This window comes from Candidatus Magnetominusculus dajiuhuensis (genome assembly GCF_046044395.1).
GTDB classification, from domain to species: domain Bacteria; phylum Nitrospirota; class Thermodesulfovibrionia; order Thermodesulfovibrionales; family Magnetobacteriaceae; genus Magnetominusculus; species Magnetominusculus dajiuhuensis.
On the sequence record NZ_JBJUSG010000059.1, the window covers coordinates 1 to 20,666 of the forward strand.

The window sequence follows — 20,666 nt, forward strand, 5'->3', positions numbered from 1 at the left end:
GGGGGGGGGGCTGCTTTACTATTGTGACACAGTCTGTTGTCCGGAATCGTCACTTTAGTGTGAGTTTCATGATGATTGTGCATATTCTGAGGCATAAGGACAGATTCCAGACAAGCCGGAATGACAAAAATAAGGGAGACAATTTCTAATGCGATTGCCCTGGGCGCAGAAGTGCACCATGACTATTATACGTTTACTAATTATTGAACCCACGCGTGTATTGTAATGGGAATACTGTTACAATTATATTAAGGAACGATTGCCATTATATTACAGTTCTGTTAATTTATAGCAAATACTCAGGTGTTTTTTAAGCGGCACTCATTTTTAACACATGCCCATAGCCGTAGATAGTAAACCAGACTACCATTGTCTTTATCAACCTGAAAATATATTGTCATACTTATAGCCCATGGCAAATGCCAGAAACTCCTCAACCATGTATGATGAGTTGTTTTTCTTGCCATAGACTACGGAGATGTCCTGAGTGATTCTGTTTTTCTTTATCCTCAGGGCCTTTAACTGCCCGTCAAGAATCTCTTTTCTTACAGAGAGTTTAGACAGAAACGCAACGCCCAGCCCTTCGCGTATGGCATTTTTTATCGCCTCTATACTCTCTGAAACCATAAAGATTTTCAGGCTCTGTATGTTTGTCTTGCAGCTGCAAAACAACTCCTCTATCAATTTCCCTGTGCTTGAGACATCCTCTCTTATGATAAAAGTCTCATCGCGCACCTTTTCAATGGAAATATCATCAAACCTCGCCAATGGATGCCACGCCGGTACGATAAGAAACAATTCATCTGTGTAGAGTTTCCCGACGTTTATCCTATGGCCTCTTATATTTCCTTCGACAAAACCTAAGTCAATTGTGGCAGAGTTCATCATCTCTACTATTCTTTTGGAGTTCCCAAGGCTTAGAGATACTTTCAACTTTGGGCTTACTTTCCTGAAATCAGCCAGCATTATTGAAAGCATGTAGTGCCCAACCAAAGACGTGGCACCGATTTTAATTGACCCTTTTACCAGACCAGACAACTTGCATATGGTCCTCTCGGCATCTGTGTATAAAGATAATATTTTTTTCGCATACCCGTAGAGTATCTCCCCCGAAGGCGTCAGTATGACGCTGCTTGTGGTACGTTCGAAGAGTTTTGTGCTGTAAAACTCCTCTAATACCTGTATCTGAGAGCTGACAGCCGGCTGAGTGAGGTGAATTACCTCAGAGGCCTTCGAAAAACTCTTCAGCTCCGCAACTGTACAAAATACCCTTAATTTATCATCCATCGCTCATGCGTACCCCCACGTTTCCAAATCGCCATCTCCCACGCCCCACGCCACTTCTTACATAAGCATCCCATTTCTGACACGAGCATCAGGCCGAACAATACGATATGACGCCACTATTGTACCACAAAAAATATTAATAAGTTAATAAAAAAATTTAATAAAAAAAGTCGCCGCCAAACACTTGACAACGTATCTTTCTTTGTTGTAAAATGGAATCGGTTGGGGCAGAGCTTAAACAAGCTGGAAGCAGAACGATGGATTTACGCTCTATGTTACGCGGTCAAGCGGTCAAACAGATTCGTGGACGTTTGGGGCGTCGGTTTTGTTCTGGTGAAAAGTAGCGTCAGGGGTTGCCTTGGTGCGTCAGGGGTTGACTTGGTGGGTAGGCCCCGGAACTCGTTCGGTTCTGTCATAATCGCGGCACGAAACCTAAGTTGCTAAACGTGGGTTAATTTATTTTTTATCAGGATGCGAGCCGTGTTATTTCCAACTGCGTTTCAATAGTTGCAGCTCCTTCAAATGCACAGCATAGGAGTAAAAAAGAGTATGCCGGAGGTTATTATGAAGCAAGACACATCCCTATCCAGTCGTCGTTTTATGTCATTTGTTTTAGTGGTTTCACTGGTGGTAATCCTTGTTGTTGGACTGATCGCTGCCCCTTCGGAGGCCAAAAAATATGCCGCTGCCTCGTGGTACGGGAAAGAGTATCACGGCAGGAGGACATCCTCAGGCGTCATCTATGACATGAACTCATCTCAGGGTGCGCATAAAACGCTCCCTTTCGGCACAAATCTCAGGGTTACTAATCCCAAAAATGGCAAATCAACCAAAGTCAGGATCACTGACCGCGGGCCTTTCGTAAAATCAAGGGATATTGACCTCTCTTATAAATGCGCAAAGGAAATAGGCATTGTTAACAGCGGCGTGTCAAACGTAAAAATTGACTATATACTCAAAGACGGCCCAAAAACAAAGTATGTTGATATAACCGATATGAAGACTTTACCAGACAGGCTCAGCAAAACCGCTTTTCTTGATTATAAAAATGCCTCTGTTATGAAGCATATGCTCAGAGGTCAGCAGGCAAAGCACACCTATATAGCAAAATCAATCGTCGGGGGCCGACCTGTGTATGTCGTATCCTCTCACAAGGAAAAAGCCACCCGGACATTGGCGCTAAACTCTTATGACAGACCTGGTAAACATGGCCTGCAATACAGGACAATTATCCTCTCTGCCCTAAGGTCAAAGATTGACAGGTCAAAGGCGGCCAACATGGTGGCGTTGATGTCCACTTACGACAACACACCGGTCAGGCCATTTATTGGCCCGGGCATTTCGCCGACCTTCATGCCGCACGAGTACATCGCGAGTTCTGACTATATCAGCTATAAGCTGCCCGGATAGTTAATATAGTTGATTTGAAATCGGTGGCTATATAGCTAAAATCTCGGCCACCTTTAACATGAACGGGTCAACGGTTTTTTTCTTATAGACCGCGTCCTCTATCGGGGTGAGGACGCACTGGTTGTTGATCTCGCCAGCCATGGCGTTGTCGCAGCCCCCGATTAGTTTCTCAACGGCGAACAGGCCGGGCTTGCTTGCCAGCACACGGTCAAAAAATACGGGCGTTCCACCGCGCTGGATGTGCCCCATGACAACGGCACGACAGTCCAGCTTGCCCATAACGACAAAATTTAGTTCCCTGACATACCGGAATTTTATAGATTGTGTCAATCTGACGCCCGTTGCCGATTTTCATTTGTTTCCATGATAGTTTATAATCAACCGGGATATATGTTTGACATAATAGATTTTACTGAAATAACGGGGAATTTGACCTTGCTCTATGTCGAGGATGAGGAATCTGTGAGGCTCACGTCGAGGCTTCGCAAGATATTTAAGACCGTCATAGTTGCCGATAACGGTCTCAATGGCATCAGGCTGTTTGATGACAATCAGGTTGACATTGTTATGACCGACTACCTTATGCCTGAGTTAAACGGCATGGAGTTTATCAAACGCATCAGGGAAAAAGACACCAGGGTTCCCATTATCATGATAACCGGTTATGTGGATACCGAATTTCTGATTGAGGCAATCAACCTTGGCGTCAATCAATTCATCACTAAACCCATAATCATACAAAATCTGATGAAGGCCGTCGAAATCGCCGTTCAGGGCTTTGTCCTGGACAATCTTGCACAGATAAGCCGCCAGCAGGAACTGCAGCTCCTCCGATACAGAGAAAAATACCATTCAACTCAACAAGAACTGGCATTTATGAAGGAACTAAAAATAATCAGAAACGACCTCAATCACATCAAATTGGAAACGAATGCGGGAAAAACTATATGGCACGCCGAGATTTGCTATGTCCCTCTGGACATATTAAGCGGCGACAGCTATTCAATCAGGGAGATAACAGGTGGTAAGGTCTTATTTTTTATCTCCGACGCAATGGGCAAGGGGCTGTCCGCATCGGTAACATCCATCCTGACCACCTCATTTATTAACCACCTGATAGATGAGGCCATAGCCAGGGGGGATTTCGACTTCAGAAAGTTCCTCACATCTTACACAAGTTTTATAAAAAAAGAGCTGCTTGCCGAGGAGATAATATGCGCCGCGTTTGCGTATATAGATTTTCACGGCGAGTTATTGGAGACGGCAATATTTTCTATGCCACCCATTCTGGCGCTCAAATCCAACGGGCAGCTCCTGAAGATTAACAGCAACAACCTTCCTATTATGAAATACCTTGACGACACCGTTGTCGGGTCGTTCGATATGTCGGGGTTTGAAAAGATTCTTATATACAGCGACGGCTTAAATGAAAGCCCTTTAGCCGCTCCGGAGGCAGGACAGGAAGGTGGTCTGTATCAGGACTATCTTGATGAGGATTTCAGGCGTTGTTCATTTAAAAATGGACTTTACAGCAGTTTTACACAACAGGCGGCAACCCCTGAGGACGACGTTACGTTTATCCTCATACAGCGCCTTGACACAAACTGGCGTACACTGGGGGAGTTTACCTCACAGGGCAGACTTTCCGATATTGACTCTATGGCCGCTGATTTACACATCAGGTTTGTTCACATGGGACTGGACAAGGGTTTTATTGCCCATTTTATAAGCTCGCTGACAGAGTTGATGGTCAATGCCTATGAACACGGTATCCTCGACATCGGCTCTGCGGCGAAACAATCTATGACCTCTAAGGGCACTTACGACGATTATCTCCTGCAACGAGAGAAACACGTGAATAAAGACATATATGTATCATTGGGCCAATATACGAGGGACGGTAAAGATTTCTTAATCGCCACTGTCAAAGACGATGGAAGCGGTTTCGATGCCGCAAAAATAAGCGGGATTAATATAGACGAACATATGTTCACCGGCAGGGGAATTAAAATTGCAAAAACACTTTCAGATTGTCTATTATATAACCGGCAGGGAAACGAGGCCATATTGATAAAGGAAATCCCTGCCAAAATACTCTGACACCCGGTATGGTGTCAAGCAGGCGGTGAAAAATGGAAATTGAAAAGTCTACGGATGCCGAGGCCGTAATAAGCGGCCATGTAAAGACCATAGAAGACTATACGAAAATCAAGCAGGTGGTCAACTCAATGCTTACGGGGGACGGTTGTGCCATATCTGTGAGAATCCCGGATTCGATTTCAATTACGTCCTCTGTCATTGGGTATTTGCTGAAGCTCGTTTTTGAAAACAAGGTAGACCTAAAACTTTTTGTCAGGGAACCCAAGCTCTATCATCTCCTTGAAGTGCTGAATCTTATAACGGTGTTTAAGGTTCAAAAGATGTGATTTGAAGTAATTTCCATGGTTAAGGTGGTTCGCATGAGAGATATGAGGGGTTTTTCGTTAGTTGAACTGATGGTTGTTATTGCGATAATCAGTTTGTTGACTGCTATCGCGGTGCCGGTGTTTCTGGGGCAGAGGGAAAAGGCAAAGGTGAGGGCAACCACGTCAAGCGCGGTGAGCGCGGTTGCTGACTTGCAGGGGTATCTTGACTGGTATGTAGCTGGTGAGCCATATATTATCATCACCGATGTGTCAGGCACACAAGGATGCTTTGAGGTCTCGGCTTCAGTCTCGGCCGCTCAGACCTGCGTCGCTACCTTCAATCAAGCCGCCGTCGGCACATATCCGGTATTTCCCGGCGGACTGACCACGGTTATCTCCCACTTTATCTCCCATCACACGTTTAAGGGAGACATCAGTGCGTTTACTGGCAGCCCGTTGTTTGTGTCTGCATCACCGGGTGACGGACAGGTTCTTCTAAGCGCGGCTAGTAGCAATGTCGTCGTTATCCTTGCCTACGCGACGAACTCCACGTCTCCGATATTCAGCCAAATCCAAATGGTAACCATACGATAGTCGCAGCCCAAACATGGAATTCATAGATTACAGCGATTATTATTACCGGACGAAGTTGAATGAGCCTCCTCCTCCACAGAGGGTGGGGAAGTTTGTTCTGCTCAATAAATACCGCGGTGATGAGTTTATCGTCTTGTCGCCCAAGGGTTTTTCTGCCTATCATGCGGACATTGTCAGGGTCTTTTGTGAGCAACGGGGCATTGACGGCCTCTACAGCAGCGAACATAAGCATTTTGACATACATGATATACACTGGCACGTTGGAGGCGGAGGCAAATGGTCAATAGACGAAGAACTCAAAACCCTCCACTTCAATGGCTACTCGCAGGCATACGGCAGATTCAGAACTCATGGACTTAAAGAGAAGTTATCAATGATTCTATCCCTGTCCGATTACGAAATAACGATTGGTTCCTGAGATTATTTAGCCGGAGGCGGCTGCTTCAGACTATTTAACCTTTCTTTTTTAAAAAAACTTATTCTTTACACTTGACATAGACACCCGATTGTTGGTATAAAAGACGAGTGATAGAAAAGACCGAAAAAATATGGATGGACGGCGAGTTCGTCAACTGGGAAGACGCTACTGTTCACGTTATGACGCACACGCTGCACTACGGGCTTGGCGTCTTTGAGGGAATCCGCGCTTACAAGACTGCCTCCGGCCCTGCTGTGTTCAGGCTCAGGGAGCATGTGGACAGGTTATTCGACTCAGCGCATATCTTTCAGGTGCATATACCCTTCACAAGGGAGCAGATAGTTAATGCCGTCGTTGATTGTGTAAAGGTAAACAAACTTGAGGAGTGTTACATCCGGCCTTTTGTCTACATTGGATACGGGATGATTGGCCTATACCCCAAGAACAACCCGATAAGAGTGGCGGTGGCCGCCTACCCGTGGGGGGCTTCTTATCTGGGCAAAGACGCCATACAAAGCGGCATTCGGGTAAAGGTCTCGTCATTTATCAGAAACCACGTAAACTCCAATATGTCACGCGGAAAGGTGTCGGGCTATTACATTAACTCACAGCTCGCCAAAAAAGAAGCTATAACGCTGGGATTTGCGGAGGCGCTGATGCTTGACGCCGACGGTTATGTCGCCGAAGGCTCCGGTGAAAACATTTTCATTGTGAGAAATGGAAAATTAAAGACTACGCCGCTTACCTCCATACTTGAAGGCATTACCAGAGACAGTATTATGAAAATAGCGGCCGACAACGGCCTGGAAGTCAACGAGACGAGGTTCACAAGAGACGAGCTATACATCTCGGACGAGGCATTTTTCTCCGGCACTGCCGCAGAGATTACGCCAATCATAGAGGTGGACAATCGTAAAATCGGCAAAGGCAAGCCGGGCGAGATAACCACAAAACTCCAATCAATATTCTTTGACACGGTTGCCGGTAAGGTTGACAAGTACCGCGACTGGCTCACTTACATTTAATATTAAACGTTGGCAGTTGGCAAATCCCGCTGGTTGGCAAATCCCGCTGGTTGGCAAATGGGGCTGGTTGGCAAGTGGGGCGTTACGATTATTTAAGTTGCCTGTGTAGTTAACCCCGTTAGAAAAACTGGATTCCTGCCTTCGCAGGAATGACAGACAAGGCGGGACAACTGGACACATGGCGTATCATTTGAACACACAGCCTGTCATTCCAGCGAAATCAGGAATCCAGAGAACCCTCTACCGGAATTGATTTCATAGGCATTCACTTAACATGGCACTTCGCGCAGTGCTTCTCGGCAGATGTGCTGAATGAAGTCTTACCGTTGTGGCAGGCCCCGCAGAACGCCCCATCGTCCATCTCTTTCATAGTCATTTTTGTCACCCCGTGCCTCATTCTGAATACCTCCAGGTGGCACTGCGTACACTTTATCCCCTTGCCGGCATGTTTGGTGCCTTCAAAGACAACCTTGCCCTCTGCGCATTCCCATTCGAGTATCTTGCCCGGGGGCACGGCGTAGGCCGATTCAAACACAGCGGCTGGCACAAATAAAACGGCTGGCACGAATAAAATTACGAACACCCGAAGCACACTGCCCGCTATCACATCTCTTATCTTTCCACACATATCGTTAAGAGATATAATATTGGGATAGCCCTCAGGTTGTCAAGACAAAAAAACGGCGTCTCCTTAACACAGGCCCATCGCTTTTAAAAAGGTTGGTTCTATTTTAACATAGATTCATTTAGGGGCAACGACCATAATGATACTTTTTCCATCCAATTTAGGTTTCAACTCAAAATTACATTGGCCTTCGAGCTGTTCCATCATCTTTTCAAACACCACCATTCCATGTTCCGGCCTTACGATTTCCCTCCCTCTGAAAAACATCGAAACCTTAGCCTTGTTGCCATCCGCCACAAACGTCTTCACCTGGCCAATCTTCCTTTCAAGGTCGTGTTCCGATATGCGGGGCCTGATTTTCACCTCTTTTACGTCAATCGTCTTTTTGTGCGTGTGCTTTTTGCTTATCTGATACTTGTACTTGCCGAAATCCATAATCCTGCACACGGGGGGATTCGCCCCTGGCGCAACCTCAACCAAATCAAGTCCCTTCTCTTTGGCCGACTTTATGGCGTCTCTGACCGCTACGATACCCATCTGAGCGCCTTCTACGTCAATCAACCTGATCTGGTTGACCTTGATTTGTTCGTTTATCCTGATTTTTTTATTTATGGCCCTACCTCCTGCCTTCTATCTCTTCCCGTAAAAAATCAAGAAGATTATTCATATCCGCGAAAACCACGTTCTCGCCATTTCTCTTTCTTACCGTCAGTGAGCGTGACTCCATCTCTTTGTCTCCTATCAGAACGGCATAGGGGATTTTCTTCAGCGACGACTGCCTGATCTTGTAGCCTATTTTCTCATCTCCATAATCGGTCTCAACCCTTATGTTGGCCTTCATGAGGGCGGCGGCAGTCTCTTTAGCAAACTCCGCCTGCCTTTCAGATATTGTAAGGACAGAGACCTGCACGGGCGCTAGCCAAAGGGGAAATGCCCCGCCGTAATGCTCAATGAGTATCCCAAAAAACCGCTCCAGAGAACCCATCAACGCCCTGTGAATCATTATGGGCATATGTTCCTTGTCATCTGAGGCACGATAGGTGACATCGAAACGCTCAGGAAGATTGAAATCCACCTGAATGGTGCTGCACTGCCACTGCCTGTTCAGGGAATCCTTCACCTTTATGTCAATCTTCGGGCCATAGAACACCCCCTCGCCGGGGTCGGTCTCATACTTAAGCCCCTTCTTCTGAAGTGCCTTTCTAAGGGCCTCAGTGGCAACCTCCCAATTATCAAGCGTCCCCACATACTTGTCCGGCCTCGTGGACAGATATACGTCATATTTCTCAAATCCAAACGTCCTCAGAACAAAAAGCGTAAAGTCCAGGACATCCAATATTTCACTTTCTATCTGGTCAATACGGCAAAATATATGCGCGTCGTCCTGCGTAAATCCCCTTACGCGCAAAAGCCCGTGTAATACGCCTGAGCGTTCATACCTGTAAACCGTGCCAAGCTCCGCGTATTTTATTGGTAAATCCCTGTAGCTTCTCAACGCACTCTTATAAATCGCAATATGAAACGGGCAGTTCATCGGTTTAATCTCATAGTCAGCGCCGTCAATATCCATAGGGGTGTACATATTTTCTTTATAAAAGTCGAGATGGCCGCTCTTTTTCCAGAGGTCTATTTTTGCTATGTGCGGGGTGTAGAGCAGTTTATAGTCTGCTTTAATGTGCTCTTCACGCCAAAAGTCCTCAATGGTCTTTCGTATCATCGCCCCGCTAGGGTGCCAAAGGATAAGGCCCGCGCCGATGTCGTCGTGTATGCTGAACAGGTCAAGCTCCTTGCCAAGCCTCCTGTGGTCGCGGCGTTTGACCTCTTCCAGAAACTCAAGATGGCGTTTTAAATCTTCCTGTGTGGCAAAGGCGGTTCCATATATGCGCTGGAGCATCTTGTTTTTTTCGTCGCCCCGCCAGTACGCACCGGCGGTTTTAAGCAGTTTAAAGGCGCGTACTGAGGCCGTACCCGGCACATGTGGCCCGCGGCACAGATCAATAAAGCCTCCCTCTTCGTACAGGCTGACCTCATCGGCCTCAATTGCCTCAATTATTTCTACCTTATAGCCCTCGCCCATTGCCTGAAACAACTTAATCGCGTCGGCCTTAGACATGGTCTTTCTAACGAACGGGTTATTCTTTTTTATTAACCTTTGCATAGCCTTTTCTATAGCTGAAAGGTCATCGGGGGTAAATGGTGTGTCAATATCGAAATCATAATAAAAACCATCCTCTGTGGATGGCCCGATTGTCACCTTTGCGGCGGGATAGAGGTCTTTTACGACATGGGCCATTATATGAGACACGCTGTGGCGGCAGATTGCGAGACCTTCCGGTGAGTCTATGGTGACTGCGGTGAATTCCGCGGCGTCTTTTACCCCGGCCAGCTCAGCCAGCGAGGAGATGTCAAACAAATAGCCCTCCGCGCTTTTCAGGGCTAAGGCATTCACCTTCTTAAGCCTCTTAAGGATGTCGTCTGCGCCCTGGCCGCCATCCCGCTGTATTGCCTCACCTGCGATGTTAATTACGATACTTTCCACCTCTCTTTAAATTCATACAAGATAACAACCCACAAGATAATAACCTATATGGGGGGAAGATTTCAATACCGCGAAATTAAAAATATTCATGGGAACTATACGTGCCTATGCGTGAATGACATTTTGCAGTATCCAGTGGGCGATGGAAAGTATAACACTAAACAAGACGGCCGTAAAAAACCCTTTTACCTCAAAGCCCTTGACGATACTACCCACAATCATGACAATTATCGCATTAATGACCAGTATAAAAAGCCCTAATGTCAAAATAGTCAGCGGCAAGGTCAAAATAATCAAAACCGGCCTGAGGACGGCGTTTAAAACCCCGATTGCAATGGCAACCACCAGGGCGCTCCCAAAACTCCCCACCCGCACACCGGGCAGCACATACGCGGCCACTAACACCGAGGCTGTCATGATTATCCATGATACCAGCAGATGAGTCATTACGTGATGGTAACACTAAAGCTGGACATAATGCAAGGAGTACTGAAGCCGCCAACGGGCGGCAGCCCAAACGCGATAGACAAAACGTGGCAAGATTTACGGGGTGAAGGGGGATTATCCCCCTTCGTCGTTAATCTCTTAATCCCTTAATCTTTTTTGGCGGAAATTTGACAAAAAAGGCTAGTTAATATAATATTGACGATGGGAAAATACGGGCAGCATATAAGAGAAGACAAGAGTGTGCTTACGGAGCCGCGATGTCCTTTTTGCAGGACGCTGTTTGAGCGGCCGCGTGAGGTGTCAACAATACTGGGGTATTTTTCGGGCGGGACATGCGGCTGTGGGGCGGTTTTTTCGTATGACCCGACGAGAAAAAACATGGGGGAGGCATTTATGGATGCCTTGGCCTATGCGTGTAATGAAGACTGGGACCTTGCCCAGTCCCTGGAGTCTGAAAAGGACTTTGAGGAAAAATTTGTCGTCTACAGAGAAAATGACCACACCCTGTCATCAAAGGCCGTGAGCAGCAACCCGAAAGACAGGATAGTGAATATGATTTTTGTCAAGCTGAAAAATCAGCAAACCGAATAAAACGTCTGTAGAACGAGGAATGACGGGCTTAATAAAATTTATTGATAAACTTATTAATAAAATTTATTTGACGATAGGGCGTCAGGTATATTAACTTTGTAAGGTTATTGAAAGCAGAAGAGATAATCGAACAGAAAGGGAGTTTCCCGAAGATTAATTTATAACACAACAGGAGGATGAATATGCGTACAATTGACTGTGCAGGAAAGAAGATCGAGCTTGACGAGGACGGTTATCTGACAAACCTGAACGATTGGTCAGAGGATTTGGCGAAGATGTTGTCTAAGGAAGACAATCTTGATCTTTCTGAACCCCACTGGGAAGTAATCAACTTTTTAAGGTCGTACTATCAGCAGTACCAGATAGCTCCGATGATCAAGATTCTGGTGAAAGAGATAAAGAAGACGATGGGGGCCGACAAGGGCAACACCAAGTATCTCTATCAGTTATTTCCAGATGGCCCGGCGAAGCAGGCGTGTAGGTATGCCGGACTTCCTAAGCCTACGGGCTGCGTATAAAGTAAGCTTTTTTTTCGGTGAGGGCGAAAAGTCCGTGCCGAACATTGGCAGAGGATAATGGACGCCTGGTAGTTTCTACTAGGCGTTTCCAGTTTGTGCAATATCTAAGGAATATAAAGAGGGCCGTAACGCAAGCGGCTCAACGGGCGGAATGATGAATGGTATGATGAATGGTATAAGATTCATGATTGACATGTATGTCAGTGGGATAGTTTATGCGGCCTGCCTGGTTTTTGTTGCCGGGTTCTTGTGTAAGATATATTTTGGATACTATAAGACCCCTCAACCGTTAAAGATACCGCAGACTCCTCAGCCAACCACCCTGCCGGGCGTGATGATGAGGATGGCAGGGGATGTGTTTTTCTTCAGGAGCCTGGCCAAAGGCACCACACTGCTTTTTATTGCGGGATGGGTGTTTCATTTTACGTTTTTACTGGTGATCATAAGGCACCTGAGATATTTCGTTAATCCGGTTCCCGGGTTTATAATAGCTCTCGGCAATGGCGTGCTGGCTATTGCTTCTTTGTTGATGATGGCGCTTATTGTTCTCCTTTTCAGAAGGTTTATAGACAGAAAGGTAAGCTATATTACCTCGTTTGCCGATTACTTCGTACTTTTGTTAATTATGGGAATCGTTCAAAGCGGGATAATGCTGCACTATGAGCAGTTCAGGCCAAACATCGCCGAGATAAAGGCGTTTATGCTTGAGCTAATGGAGTTGAAGACGCCTTTTCTTGTTATGATAATGCACCCGCATCACGCCCCAGGCAATGCTTTATTCATAACCCATTTAAGTCTGGTGGCGTTGTTGCTCCTGTATTTCCCATTTAGTAAGCTGATGCACGCCGGGGGTTACTTCTTCAGTCCGACCAGAAACATGATAAACAACGCCAGAGAAGTCAGGTATATTAATCCCTGGGATAAAGGATAGACGGAGGTATTATAATGGCAGAGGGAAAGACGGCCGAGGGGCAGTGTAACGAAGCCTGCGAGGCCAATGAAAGGATACAGGAACAACTGAAGTTTTCTAAAATAAAAGTCAAGGCGCCCAAGCTCACCGGTGAAATAGACATACCGGACCTCGACCCAAACTCCATGTTGAGCGTAAAACCCCAGTTGTTGACGGCCAAAGAGATGCTGGAGCATCTTGGGTACCCCGCCGGTGGATTAGTACCGAACTGGAAAGAGGTTTTCCTCAGGAAGATGGATGAGATACTCAAGAAGTACCGCTCGGTAAGGCTCTACATGGACATTTGTGTAAAGTGCGGGGCGTGCGTTGACAAGTGCCACTATTATCTTGGTACGGGCGACCCTCTCAACATGCCCGTGGCGAGACAGGAGCTTATGCGCAAGGTTTACAGGAGATATTTCACACTGCCAGGAAAACTCTTCGGCAGCAGGTTTGTAAACGGCTCTGACCTCTCCGAGGAGCTGCTTGTCATGTGGTACACGTATTTCTACCAGTGTTCGGAGTGCAGGCGCTGTTCGGTTTTTTGCCCATACGGCATAGACACGGCTGAGATAACGATGGCCGCGAGGGAAATCTTAAACAGCGTAGGAATTGTCCAGAAGTATATGCACGAGATTATCTTTAAGGCGCAGACTATCGGGAACAATCTCGGGATGCAGCAAAACGCCATCATAAACGCCCTTGAGTTCGTTCAGGAGGAACTTCAGGAAGAGACTGGCTTGGAGGATATAAAGATCCCAATTGATGTGGAAGGGGCGGAGGTGTTGTTTGTCACGCCGAGCGCGGACTTTTTTGCCTCTCCGCATATTGAATCCCTCTATGGATACGCGAAGGTGTTTCATCAGGCCGGCATAAGCTGGACGATGAGTACCCATGCCTCAGAGGGTGGGAACTTCGGCATGTTTGCACATAACTATGAGCACATGAAAAAGATAAACAAGAGGATATGGGAGGCCGCCAGGGCGTTAAAGGTCAGGCGTGTGGTGGGCGGCGAATGCGGGCACATGTGGAGGGTGCTGAGCAGCTTCAGCAACACTATGTGGGGGCCGTTTGATTATCTCGACCAAAAGTACATGAGGCCGCAGCATATATGTGAAGTTACCCTTGACCTGCTAAAACGTGGCGCGCTGAAGATAGACAAGTCGGCCAACGAGGAGTTTATCGTAACGATGCACGACTCATGCCAGGTGGCAAGGGGGATGGAGTTGGGCGGAGTGCCGAACGGGCAGTTTGATATTCCCAGGGATGTTATACGCGGGGTCTGTGAAAAGTTCGTGGACATGCCGGCAGAGACGATAAGAGAAAGGACATTCTGCTGCGGCGCCGGACAGGGACTGCTTGGCGACGACATGATGGCCACAAGGGTAAAGGGGGCGATGCCGAGGATGCAGGCATACCATTACGCCAAACGCGAGAGCGGTGTTAACTTTGTAGCCCTGATATGCGCAATATGCAAGGCGCAGTTGAGCAAGATGTTCCCTGAGTATGGCATTGCCATGGAGGAAGTCGGCGGAATTCATCAGCTTGTAGGCAGAGCCATAGTGCTTGGCGCTAAGGAGAGTGTATAATGGTAGAGAGAGTCTTGAGGTATAGAGTTATATTGGTAGTGCTGCTTGCGGTGTTTGCGATTGTTGCCGCCGGATGTGAAAGGCCGGAGATGCCCGCAGTCGGTGCCAAAGGAGAGTCAGCCCTGCAGGTGCCTGAGGGTATTCATATATTTCCCTGGTATCACGTTAAGGACAAGATAGCCAGCAATCACATGACCTTGATAAGCAAGGGAAAGGTAAAGGAGGCCAACTGCCTTCCTTGCCATAACAACCCCGACAAATTCTGTAATAAATGCCACGAATACGTGGGAGTAGCGGCCGTCCTGGTTGGCAAGTCATACAAGGATGTACTGGCGTTAGAGATGCCGGCACCTGGGATTCCACCCCCACCAAGCCACTCACCCATAGAAACATGGAAGACCACCCATGACGAGGCGATTATAAGCGGCAAGGAGACCATAGCCACCTGTTCCGGCTGCCATCCCGCTGCTGGCCAGTTCTGCAATAAGTGCCACGAAAACGCAAATATCCGAAAGATAACTTACTAATACGTACAGGGATTAAAGACGAAGGGGGGTAACCCCCTTCACCCCTGATTACATCCTTATGGCAAAAAAGACAAGACATGCGGTTAAACAGGTGGTGGCCGTAAAGGAAAATGCCTCTGCGGCATTTTTTAGGGCACATTACGTAAAGATACTCTTATTAGTGTTTATCGTTTACGGGTTTTCTCTGCGGGCATACCATATGGACTATGTCAGCATTGGGCTGCATAATCTAAAGGAAAACCAGCACCTGAGCGAGGCGCTGAATTTTTACAACAAGGGCATCTCCATTCACAGGGAGGTGTTTTTCCAATCGGCAGACAAGGACATCCCTTATTATGAGGAATACCCGCAGTTTCCACTGATACCTTATATCGGGGTGGTGCTCTGGAAGATATTCGGCGTTAGTTTCTGGACGATGCGCCTGCAGATTATTCTGTTTTCCCTTGGGACGATACCCCTGTCTTACGCGGTTACGAAAAAAATCACCGGCGACGAGGTACTCTCACTCGTTACGGCGGGGTTTATGGCCATTATGCCGCTTAATGTGTTTTTTGGCAGGAATATCCAGCCGGAGAGCCCGTGTTTATTTCTCCTGCTCGTGTTTTATTATTATTTTATCAAATGGTCTGAGGACTCCGGCGTTGCCAATGCCCTGTATGTGGGAATATCCGCGGCCCTTATCGGGCTTTTGAAGCTCTCATTTTTAGTGCCGACACTTGCCGTGCTGCCCTTAGTTCCTTACAGTCGCACTTTAGACGATATTAAATCAATGCATTTCAGGCCATACGTTGGGTTTTTAGTTATCTTAGTCCTGCCGCTTTACATCTGGATAACGAAACTTACAAACGTAAATGAGTCCCTGACTGAGGGGTCACTGCACAATATCAGGCCGTTTGACCCGTTTACGCTTCAATACTGGCAAACCAACGGTGCCACTATAATGGCCTTCTGGCAGGACAACTACTCTGTGCCGTTGGGCGCGGCCATATTTTTGGGGCTGCTCGCCCTATTATTCGTAAAAAAAGGGCGGACGAGGGGCTTTTTCCTTTCATATTTGGGTTCATTCGTCGTTTATATGATGATATTTAGTCTGTATTTCTATCAGCACAACTACTACCAAATGCCTTACGTATATCTGGCGGCGTTTTCTATGGCCTTCGCCTTTCATTATCTGTTTACGTCCATAATAAAAATAAGGCATTTAAAATATACCTCGTTTCTGATACTTCTTTTGAGCCTGTACGCGGTAAAAGACAGCACCATGCGCCAATATGACAGACAGTTTCCCGGCACCGACATAGCGGGCGAATATATAAAATCACATACGAACAGTACAGACAGATTTTTGGTCTCGGCCTCGGCTCAAAAACTTGCCGTCTGTTATTTTGCCGAGAGGTTTTGTTTCCCCCTTCCAGCGCAAGAGGAGGATGTAAAACAATTCGAGAAAAAATTTAACTCAAAATACATCTTCATCTATAATAATTCCCTGCCTGAGGCCATGTCGCGAAGCTCATGGGATTATGTATCTAAAAACTATAAGATCGCAGAGGCTGGTGTAATCCACTCCGGCGCTGCACAGGACGCCTCGCAAGGGGGTGGCTTTGCTATCGCGTACCTGTTATTGGTAAAAGGCGGGCAGTTCTCGACCGATATATTAAATGGCAAGACGCCGGTGCTAAAGAAATACTACGAATTTAGTTACGCCAATTACCCATTTTATATCATAGAACCATGAATCCCTCCCAAGCAAGACTTGCCGACATAGCGATGGTCTTTGCCGTAGTACTTGCCGGTATAAAGTTGACCTATGGCCTGGAGCGGTTTTTGGACATAGGGTTGTATGACGAGAGTGTTTATTTGTACAAGGGCGTTATGCTTGCCTCTTTGGGGATTCCACCGCCTGACTCAGGCCCCCTATATAAGGCATGGTATTGGGTTCTTTCCCTGTTTGTCAAAGACAATATCAAACTCTACTATCTGAACTACAGGATTATGGCGATTGCCCCCGCCGTGTTATTATATTGCCTCATGAGGACTTATCGCACGCCTATGGTTGTATCGCTGGTTGTAACGTTTTTTTATCTCATCTCCTTCGGTAATCTGTCTGTATGGCCAAAGCCGTCACATTTTGCCATCGTAATAGCCTTAGCTCTGTTTACGATAAAAAGGCATATCCCGTCCAATTCTAAGTCGGCGTTGTTTTTAGCAGGGGGAACCCTGCTCATGTCTTATGCCAGACCGGAGTTTTTCATGTCGTATGTCATGTTCATCGGGTTTTATATCGTTTATGCCATATTAAAGAGACGCGTGATGTTGTGGAGAGAGGAACTGCCCGCGTTGATTTTATTGGCGGTGATGAGTTTATCACTCTTTACAATTTTCGGGGTGCCGGTTTCCGGGGAAAATAACCGCTCGTGGAATGCCTTCGGCCAACATTTTTCCCTCAACCTGAGCAAGTGGCAACACACAGATAAAAACCCATGGCTTGATTGGGAGACGATAGTCAGAGAACCCTTCGGCGATGCCCATAGTGTTGCCGGGGCATTTATAATAAACCCATCAGCGTTCATTAAACACGCCGGGTATAACATTGTCGGGCTTGTTCATACCGTTTTTGGGGTGTTCTTAATGCACTTTAATGTTATTCTGCCGTCGCGTACGGGCGCGAAATTCGTTATGGAGGGTTATGTGCTTGCCGCCCTGTTAATTGTGGCGGGTTTTTACTTCCGAAAACGGTTAGTCCGAAATTTCAGAGAGAATTTTAACGAATCTAAGATGATCATACTGTGTTCATCGTTTATCGTAGCGCCGTCTCTGATTTCTTTGGTAATAATATATCCGCGCTACCATTACGCGCTGATAGTGGGGGTTTTTGCGGCCTTTGTGGCGGCGGTTGTTTTTAGTTTGAAGGCCCCCCAACCAATTCAGAAAAACGCAGCCATTTCATATGCCCTGTTGTTTGTCCTGCTGACACCTTACAGTAGCCCAAATCCATACTTTAACTATACATCCAACAATGGACAATTACAAAACGTGGAGACGATAAAATTCATCCGGGCGCTCAACATATCAAAACCAGTGAACATGCTGGAGGCCGAAGGGGGAATTGCCTATTATCTTGGCCGCAATTACGGCTGGATTGCCGACTGGAGCAAAAACACGGGGTTTTATCAGTTTTTAAAGTCAAATGGAATCAACATGATAGTGCTTTCTGAGGCACTCCACAGCGATTCACGTTTTGCCGGCGACAAGCAGTGGCAGGATTTTCTCTCAAACCCGCGAGGCTTTGGGTTTATTCAGTTATATGTCAGCGGCACAACGAGGCAGTTGCTGGTGCAGGAGTACCTGATAAAACAGTAAATGAAACGCGGCTTTTGGCTTGAGGAGTGGGAAAAGGAGGCGATAATTGCCTTTTTAAGGAATATCCACACGATGGATACCGGAGATTGACGTACATGATGATGGATGCCGACATAGTAGCGGTAAGCCCATCAAGCGTTTATCGTGTGTTTTTTGTGGCAGGGCTATTGAGCCGTTGCAATAGCAAGCCATCACAGATTGGATTGCCCGCCGGTTAGTAGTTGGATACGTTGAGTATTACAACAATGTGCGTCTCCACCGCGCGCCTGGATACGTAACTCCGAATGATAAGTTGGAGGGACGAGAAATGGAGATATTTTCTTTACGTAATCAGAAGTTGGAAGAGGCTCGTGAAATACACAGACAAAGTCGTCATAAATATTTTGACACAGAGAATCCACAGGTGTTAGACTGACACATGAAAAAAATAAATAGCAATTTGGCGCGATTTATTGTAACAATGATTGCGGTCTTGTCGTCGCTGCCCATTCTCATTAAGACACTGTCTGGCAGCATTGACGATTCATGGCAATTTGCGATTCATCAGGCAAAGTTAAACGGCCTTGTCTTTGGCAAAGACATCGTCTTTACATACGGCCCGCTGGGTTATCTCACATGCCCTATATACATAGACAGGGGGTTATGGCTGCATACGCTGTTATATACTATGGTCACGCACCTGCTGTTTTGGGGAGCGGTTTATTACTTTCTAAAGAGATGCAGGGCAGGGCTTTGGGATACGTTTTACGCGGCAGCGGCCATTGTTGTGGCCGCGCAGGGCATACTTGAAGAGTATGGCAGGCCGAGTGAGTCTTATAATTATTTTTATCTATTTTTATTCGCATATGGATACATAATAAAAAAAGAAAAAAACATACCGCTCCTTGCGGTGATTGCATTGATAGCAGCGCTGTTTTGTTATGTCAAGTTTTCCTTTGCAATAGCCGTGTGTTTTATGTTTATAACATTTATCGCATTGCTTGCCTTAGAAAAGAGGTACAAGGAGGCCGTGTTTGCCCTTACGCTTTATTTGGCATTTGCAGTTGTCTCGGGATTAATCCTGATAGGTGGGGTAGGGGCGATAGCCGCGTTTTTCTATAATTCATGGGCGATAGCCGACGGGTATGTTGACGCAATGGCGGTTGACGGCCCGGGGTGGAAGTTCTTTGCCGCCATATTCGCGTGGATGGCCTATGGAGCATTTCTTTTCCGAAGTATTATAAGAAATAATCATAACGATATATATTATCTTTCCCTATCCATCGGGTTACTCTTCATAAGTTATAAGCATAGCGTTGGTAATGGTTCTATGTTTGAGTGGGATTTTTTTGCGACGTGGGGAATGGTTTTTACTCTTTATTATATTAAAAAGGCCGACGAAACTGATATAACCGATAAAGAACATGGAATTAAATACGCGGCCCTCGCGGCTTCCATCCTGCTCGTTGCCTTGCCTCTGTATGAATTTCACCCAAAGGCTGCTTCAATAAAACACACGCTTATATTTAAGAGAAGCCAGATAGAAATCGCCGTCGGCTTTATCAGGGATAAAAGCCCCTCAGTGCCCTACGAGATGAGCAGGCAACGGCTGTCGGCATATTATGCCCTGAGTCCTTCGACATTGGAGCTGCTCAAAGGCCATACAGTTGATATATTTACCGTTGACGCGGTCCTATCCTGGTATTACGGGTTGAATTGGCATCCACGTCCCATATTCCAGTCTTACTCTGCGTATACGGCTTATCTTGATCAATTAAACGAGAGGTTTTTGAGCAAACCTGGTGCCCCTGAGTTTTTGTTATTTGCCTCTGTGGGGTTTGACAAAAAGAGCGCGGTACTTTTTGAGCCTGCCACGTACAGAAAAATACTCACCGATTACAGCGTCGCCGACAAAGACGGCATCTTCTGGGTTCTAAAGAGAAGAGACAATATTGAGCCTGTAGTGCAGGAAGCTGTTGCCTCCGTGTCAGCGCCGCTTGGCGGCAAGATACCCTTCAACGTATACGATCAATATTATATGTTTGCGAGGGTGTATGTCAGATATAACATCATAGGTGAGATTATCAGGGTTTTATACAGGGCACCGAGCATTTACATACAATTTTATAGCGATGGAGTTCCGGCAATAAGGTACAAATTTTGTTTCAATGCGGTAGATGGAATCAGTCTGAATCCCTTCGTAAATAACGCCGCAGCAGACTCGGTCAATGAATTTGCCATAACAACGCCATATCCTGGTTTTTTTGATAAAAATATAAGAGTGGAATTCTTTAAGGTATTAAGGCAATGATGGTACAATGGAAGCGTTGGTACGACACTCCAATTCTTTTTCTGTAATACCAAAATAGAAATGTCCTATTCTACCAAAGTAGAAATGTCCTA

Annotated in this window: 20 protein-coding genes; 14 read left to right on the plus strand and 6 right to left on the minus strand. The window is 46.4% G+C overall.

All coding sequences use genetic code 11. From position 1 onward, the window contains the following. Window positions 1–378 precede the first annotated feature (378 nt). Window positions 379–1,287 carry a LysR substrate-binding domain-containing protein gene (locus AB7D94_RS09345; protein ID WP_420265556.1) on the minus strand — a complete coding sequence of 303 codons (909 nt, stop codon included), beginning with the start codon at window positions 1,285–1,287 and terminating at the stop codon, window positions 379–381. Between the two features lie 564 nt (window positions 1,288–1,851). Here AB7D94_RS09345 and AB7D94_RS09350 point away from each other — a divergent pair. After that, window positions 1,852–2,697, plus strand: coding sequence for a septal ring lytic transglycosylase RlpA family protein (locus AB7D94_RS09350; RefSeq protein WP_420265557.1), 846 nt, complete (start codon window positions 1,852–1,854; stop codon window positions 2,695–2,697). A gap of 27 nt (window positions 2,698–2,724) precedes the next feature. On the opposite strand, the gene AB7D94_RS09355 is transcribed toward AB7D94_RS09350, so the two are convergent. Further along, a complete protein-coding gene (locus AB7D94_RS09355) occupies window positions 2,725–3,027 on the minus strand; it encodes a 6-phosphofructokinase (protein WP_420265558.1) in 303 nt (100 codons plus the stop codon). Window positions 3,028–3,087: 60 nt separating this feature from the next. Here AB7D94_RS09355 and AB7D94_RS09360 point away from each other — a divergent pair, with 60 nt between their 5' ends. The 5 genes from AB7D94_RS09360 to AB7D94_RS09380 all read left to right on the plus strand — a co-directional run bounded on the left by AB7D94_RS09360 (window position 3,088) and on the right by AB7D94_RS09380 (window position 7,139). After that, the gene (locus tag AB7D94_RS09360) at window positions 3,088–4,797 is read left to right on the plus strand and encodes a response regulator (protein ID WP_420265559.1); all 1,710 of its coding nucleotides are present in this window, start codon (window positions 3,088–3,090) and stop codon (window positions 4,795–4,797) included. 32 nt (window positions 4,798–4,829) lie between these two features. After that, on the plus strand, window positions 4,830–5,123 hold the full coding sequence (locus AB7D94_RS09365) for a hypothetical protein (protein ID WP_420265561.1): 294 nt from the start codon (window positions 4,830–4,832) through the stop codon (window positions 5,121–5,123). A 33-nt stretch (window positions 5,124–5,156) separates the two neighbouring features. After that, window positions 5,157–5,696 carry a type IV pilin protein gene (locus AB7D94_RS09370; protein WP_420265562.1) on the plus strand — a complete coding sequence of 180 codons (540 nt, stop codon included), beginning with the start codon at window positions 5,157–5,159 and terminating at the stop codon, window positions 5,694–5,696. A 13-nt stretch (window positions 5,697–5,709) separates the two neighbouring features. Beyond that, window positions 5,710–6,114 carry a hypothetical protein gene (locus AB7D94_RS09375; RefSeq protein ID WP_420265563.1) on the plus strand — a complete coding sequence of 135 codons (405 nt, stop codon included), beginning with the start codon at window positions 5,710–5,712 and terminating at the stop codon, window positions 6,112–6,114. A gap of 107 nt (window positions 6,115–6,221) precedes the next feature. Then, a complete protein-coding gene (locus AB7D94_RS09380) occupies window positions 6,222–7,139 on the plus strand; it encodes a branched-chain amino acid transaminase (protein ID WP_420265564.1) in 918 nt (305 codons plus the stop codon). A 265-nt stretch (window positions 7,140–7,404) separates the two neighbouring features. Here the strand turns inward: AB7D94_RS09380 and AB7D94_RS09385 are convergent, their stop codons facing one another. From AB7D94_RS09385 to AB7D94_RS09400, 4 genes are all read right to left on the minus strand, one after another. Beyond that, window positions 7,405–7,767: a c(7)-type cytochrome triheme domain-containing protein gene (locus AB7D94_RS09385; RefSeq protein ID WP_420265565.1), complete on the minus strand. Its 363-nt coding sequence runs from the start codon at window positions 7,765–7,767 to the stop codon at window positions 7,405–7,407. Between the two features lie 114 nt (window positions 7,768–7,881). After that, window positions 7,882–8,376: a translation initiation factor IF-3 gene (infC, locus tag AB7D94_RS09390; protein WP_420265575.1), complete on the minus strand. Its 495-nt coding sequence runs from the start codon at window positions 8,374–8,376 to the stop codon at window positions 7,882–7,884. A gap of 4 nt (window positions 8,377–8,380) precedes the next feature. Next, on the minus strand, window positions 8,381–10,294 hold the full coding sequence (gene thrS, locus AB7D94_RS09395) for a threonine--tRNA ligase (protein ID WP_420265576.1): 1,914 nt from the start codon (window positions 10,292–10,294) through the stop codon (window positions 8,381–8,383). Window positions 10,295–10,408: 114 nt separating this feature from the next. Then, entirely contained in the window at window positions 10,409–10,750 is a 342-nt protein-coding gene (locus tag AB7D94_RS09400; RefSeq protein ID WP_420265566.1) for a phage holin family protein, read from the minus strand. 201 nt (window positions 10,751–10,951) lie between these two features. On the opposite strand from AB7D94_RS09400, the gene AB7D94_RS09405 reads away from it, so the two are divergent. The 8 genes from AB7D94_RS09405 to AB7D94_RS09440 all read left to right on the plus strand — a co-directional run bounded on the left by AB7D94_RS09405 (window position 10,952) and on the right by AB7D94_RS09440 (window position 20,574). Further along, window positions 10,952–11,341 carry a hypothetical protein gene (locus AB7D94_RS09405; protein ID WP_420265567.1) on the plus strand — a complete coding sequence of 130 codons (390 nt, stop codon included), beginning with the start codon at window positions 10,952–10,954 and terminating at the stop codon, window positions 11,339–11,341. Window positions 11,342–11,523: 182 nt separating this feature from the next. After that, entirely contained in the window at window positions 11,524–11,859 is a 336-nt protein-coding gene (locus tag AB7D94_RS09410) for a TusE/DsrC/DsvC family sulfur relay protein (RefSeq protein WP_420265568.1), read from the plus strand. Between the two features lie 163 nt (window positions 11,860–12,022). Next, a complete protein-coding gene (locus AB7D94_RS09415; RefSeq protein WP_420265569.1) occupies window positions 12,023–12,790 on the plus strand; it encodes a respiratory nitrate reductase subunit gamma in 768 nt (255 codons plus the stop codon). Between the two features lie 14 nt (window positions 12,791–12,804). Then, window positions 12,805–14,397, plus strand: a complete 1,593-nt coding sequence (dsrK, locus tag AB7D94_RS09420) for a sulfate reduction electron transfer complex DsrMKJOP subunit DsrK (RefSeq protein WP_420265570.1) — start codon at window positions 12,805–12,807, stop codon at window positions 14,395–14,397. Continuing rightward, window positions 14,397–14,924, plus strand: coding sequence for a hypothetical protein (locus AB7D94_RS09425; protein ID WP_420265571.1), 528 nt, complete (start codon window positions 14,397–14,399; stop codon window positions 14,922–14,924). The genes dsrK and AB7D94_RS09425 overlap by 1 nt, the downstream gene beginning before the upstream one ends. 58 nt (window positions 14,925–14,982) lie before the next feature. Then, window positions 14,983–16,659, plus strand: coding sequence for an ArnT family glycosyltransferase (locus tag AB7D94_RS09430; RefSeq protein WP_420265572.1), 1,677 nt, complete (start codon window positions 14,983–14,985; stop codon window positions 16,657–16,659). Then, window positions 16,656–18,284: a hypothetical protein gene (locus tag AB7D94_RS09435; protein WP_420265573.1), complete on the plus strand. Its 1,629-nt coding sequence runs from the start codon at window positions 16,656–16,658 to the stop codon at window positions 18,282–18,284. Before AB7D94_RS09430 ends, AB7D94_RS09435 begins: the two co-directional genes overlap by 4 nt. 418 nt (window positions 18,285–18,702) lie before the next feature. Next, the gene (locus AB7D94_RS09440) at window positions 18,703–20,574 is read left to right on the plus strand and encodes a hypothetical protein (RefSeq protein WP_420265574.1); all 1,872 of its coding nucleotides are present in this window, start codon (window positions 18,703–18,705) and stop codon (window positions 20,572–20,574) included. Window positions 20,575–20,666: the final 92 nt, after the last annotated feature.

What these genes read in the sequence shown, in the direction of transcription:
- AB7D94_RS09375 (WP_420265563.1), top strand. Translation starts at nt 5,710, where the DNA reads ATGGAATTCATAGATTACAGCGATTATTATTACCGGACGAAGTTGAAT.
- AB7D94_RS09365 (WP_420265561.1), top strand. Translation starts at nt 4,830, where the DNA reads ATGGAAATTGAAAAGTCTACGGATGCCGAGGCCGTAATAAGCGGCCAT.
- AB7D94_RS09430 (WP_420265572.1), top strand. Translation starts at nt 14,983, where the DNA reads ATGGCAAAAAAGACAAGACATGCGGTTAAACAGGTGGTGGCCGTAAAG.
- AB7D94_RS09440 (WP_420265574.1), top strand. Translation starts at nt 18,703, where the DNA reads ATGAAAAAAATAAATAGCAATTTGGCGCGATTTATTGTAACAATGATT.
- AB7D94_RS09350 (WP_420265557.1), top strand. Translation starts at nt 1,852, where the DNA reads ATGAAGCAAGACACATCCCTATCCAGTCGTCGTTTTATGTCATTTGTT.
- AB7D94_RS09360 (WP_420265559.1), top strand. Translation starts at nt 3,088, where the DNA reads ATGTTTGACATAATAGATTTTACTGAAATAACGGGGAATTTGACCTTG.
- AB7D94_RS09400 (WP_420265566.1), bottom strand. Translation starts at nt 10,750, where the DNA reads ATGACTCATCTGCTGGTATCATGGATAATCATGACAGCCTCGGTGTTA.
- AB7D94_RS09345 (WP_420265556.1), bottom strand. Translation starts at nt 1,287, where the DNA reads ATGGATGATAAATTAAGGGTATTTTGTACAGTTGCGGAGCTGAAGAGT.
- AB7D94_RS09410 (WP_420265568.1), top strand. Translation starts at nt 11,524, where the DNA reads ATGCGTACAATTGACTGTGCAGGAAAGAAGATCGAGCTTGACGAGGAC.
- AB7D94_RS09405 (WP_420265567.1), top strand. Translation starts at nt 10,952, where the DNA reads ATGGGAAAATACGGGCAGCATATAAGAGAAGACAAGAGTGTGCTTACG.
- AB7D94_RS09415 (WP_420265569.1), top strand. Translation starts at nt 12,023, where the DNA reads ATGATGAATGGTATAAGATTCATGATTGACATGTATGTCAGTGGGATA.
- AB7D94_RS09385 (WP_420265565.1), bottom strand. Translation starts at nt 7,767, where the DNA reads ATGTGTGGAAAGATAAGAGATGTGATAGCGGGCAGTGTGCTTCGGGTG.
- AB7D94_RS09425 (WP_420265571.1), top strand. Translation starts at nt 14,397, where the DNA reads ATGGTAGAGAGAGTCTTGAGGTATAGAGTTATATTGGTAGTGCTGCTT.
- dsrK (WP_420265570.1), top strand. Translation starts at nt 12,805, where the DNA reads ATGGCAGAGGGAAAGACGGCCGAGGGGCAGTGTAACGAAGCCTGCGAG.
- AB7D94_RS09435 (WP_420265573.1), top strand. Translation starts at nt 16,656, where the DNA reads ATGAATCCCTCCCAAGCAAGACTTGCCGACATAGCGATGGTCTTTGCC.
- AB7D94_RS09370 (WP_420265562.1), top strand. Translation starts at nt 5,157, where the DNA reads ATGAGAGATATGAGGGGTTTTTCGTTAGTTGAACTGATGGTTGTTATT.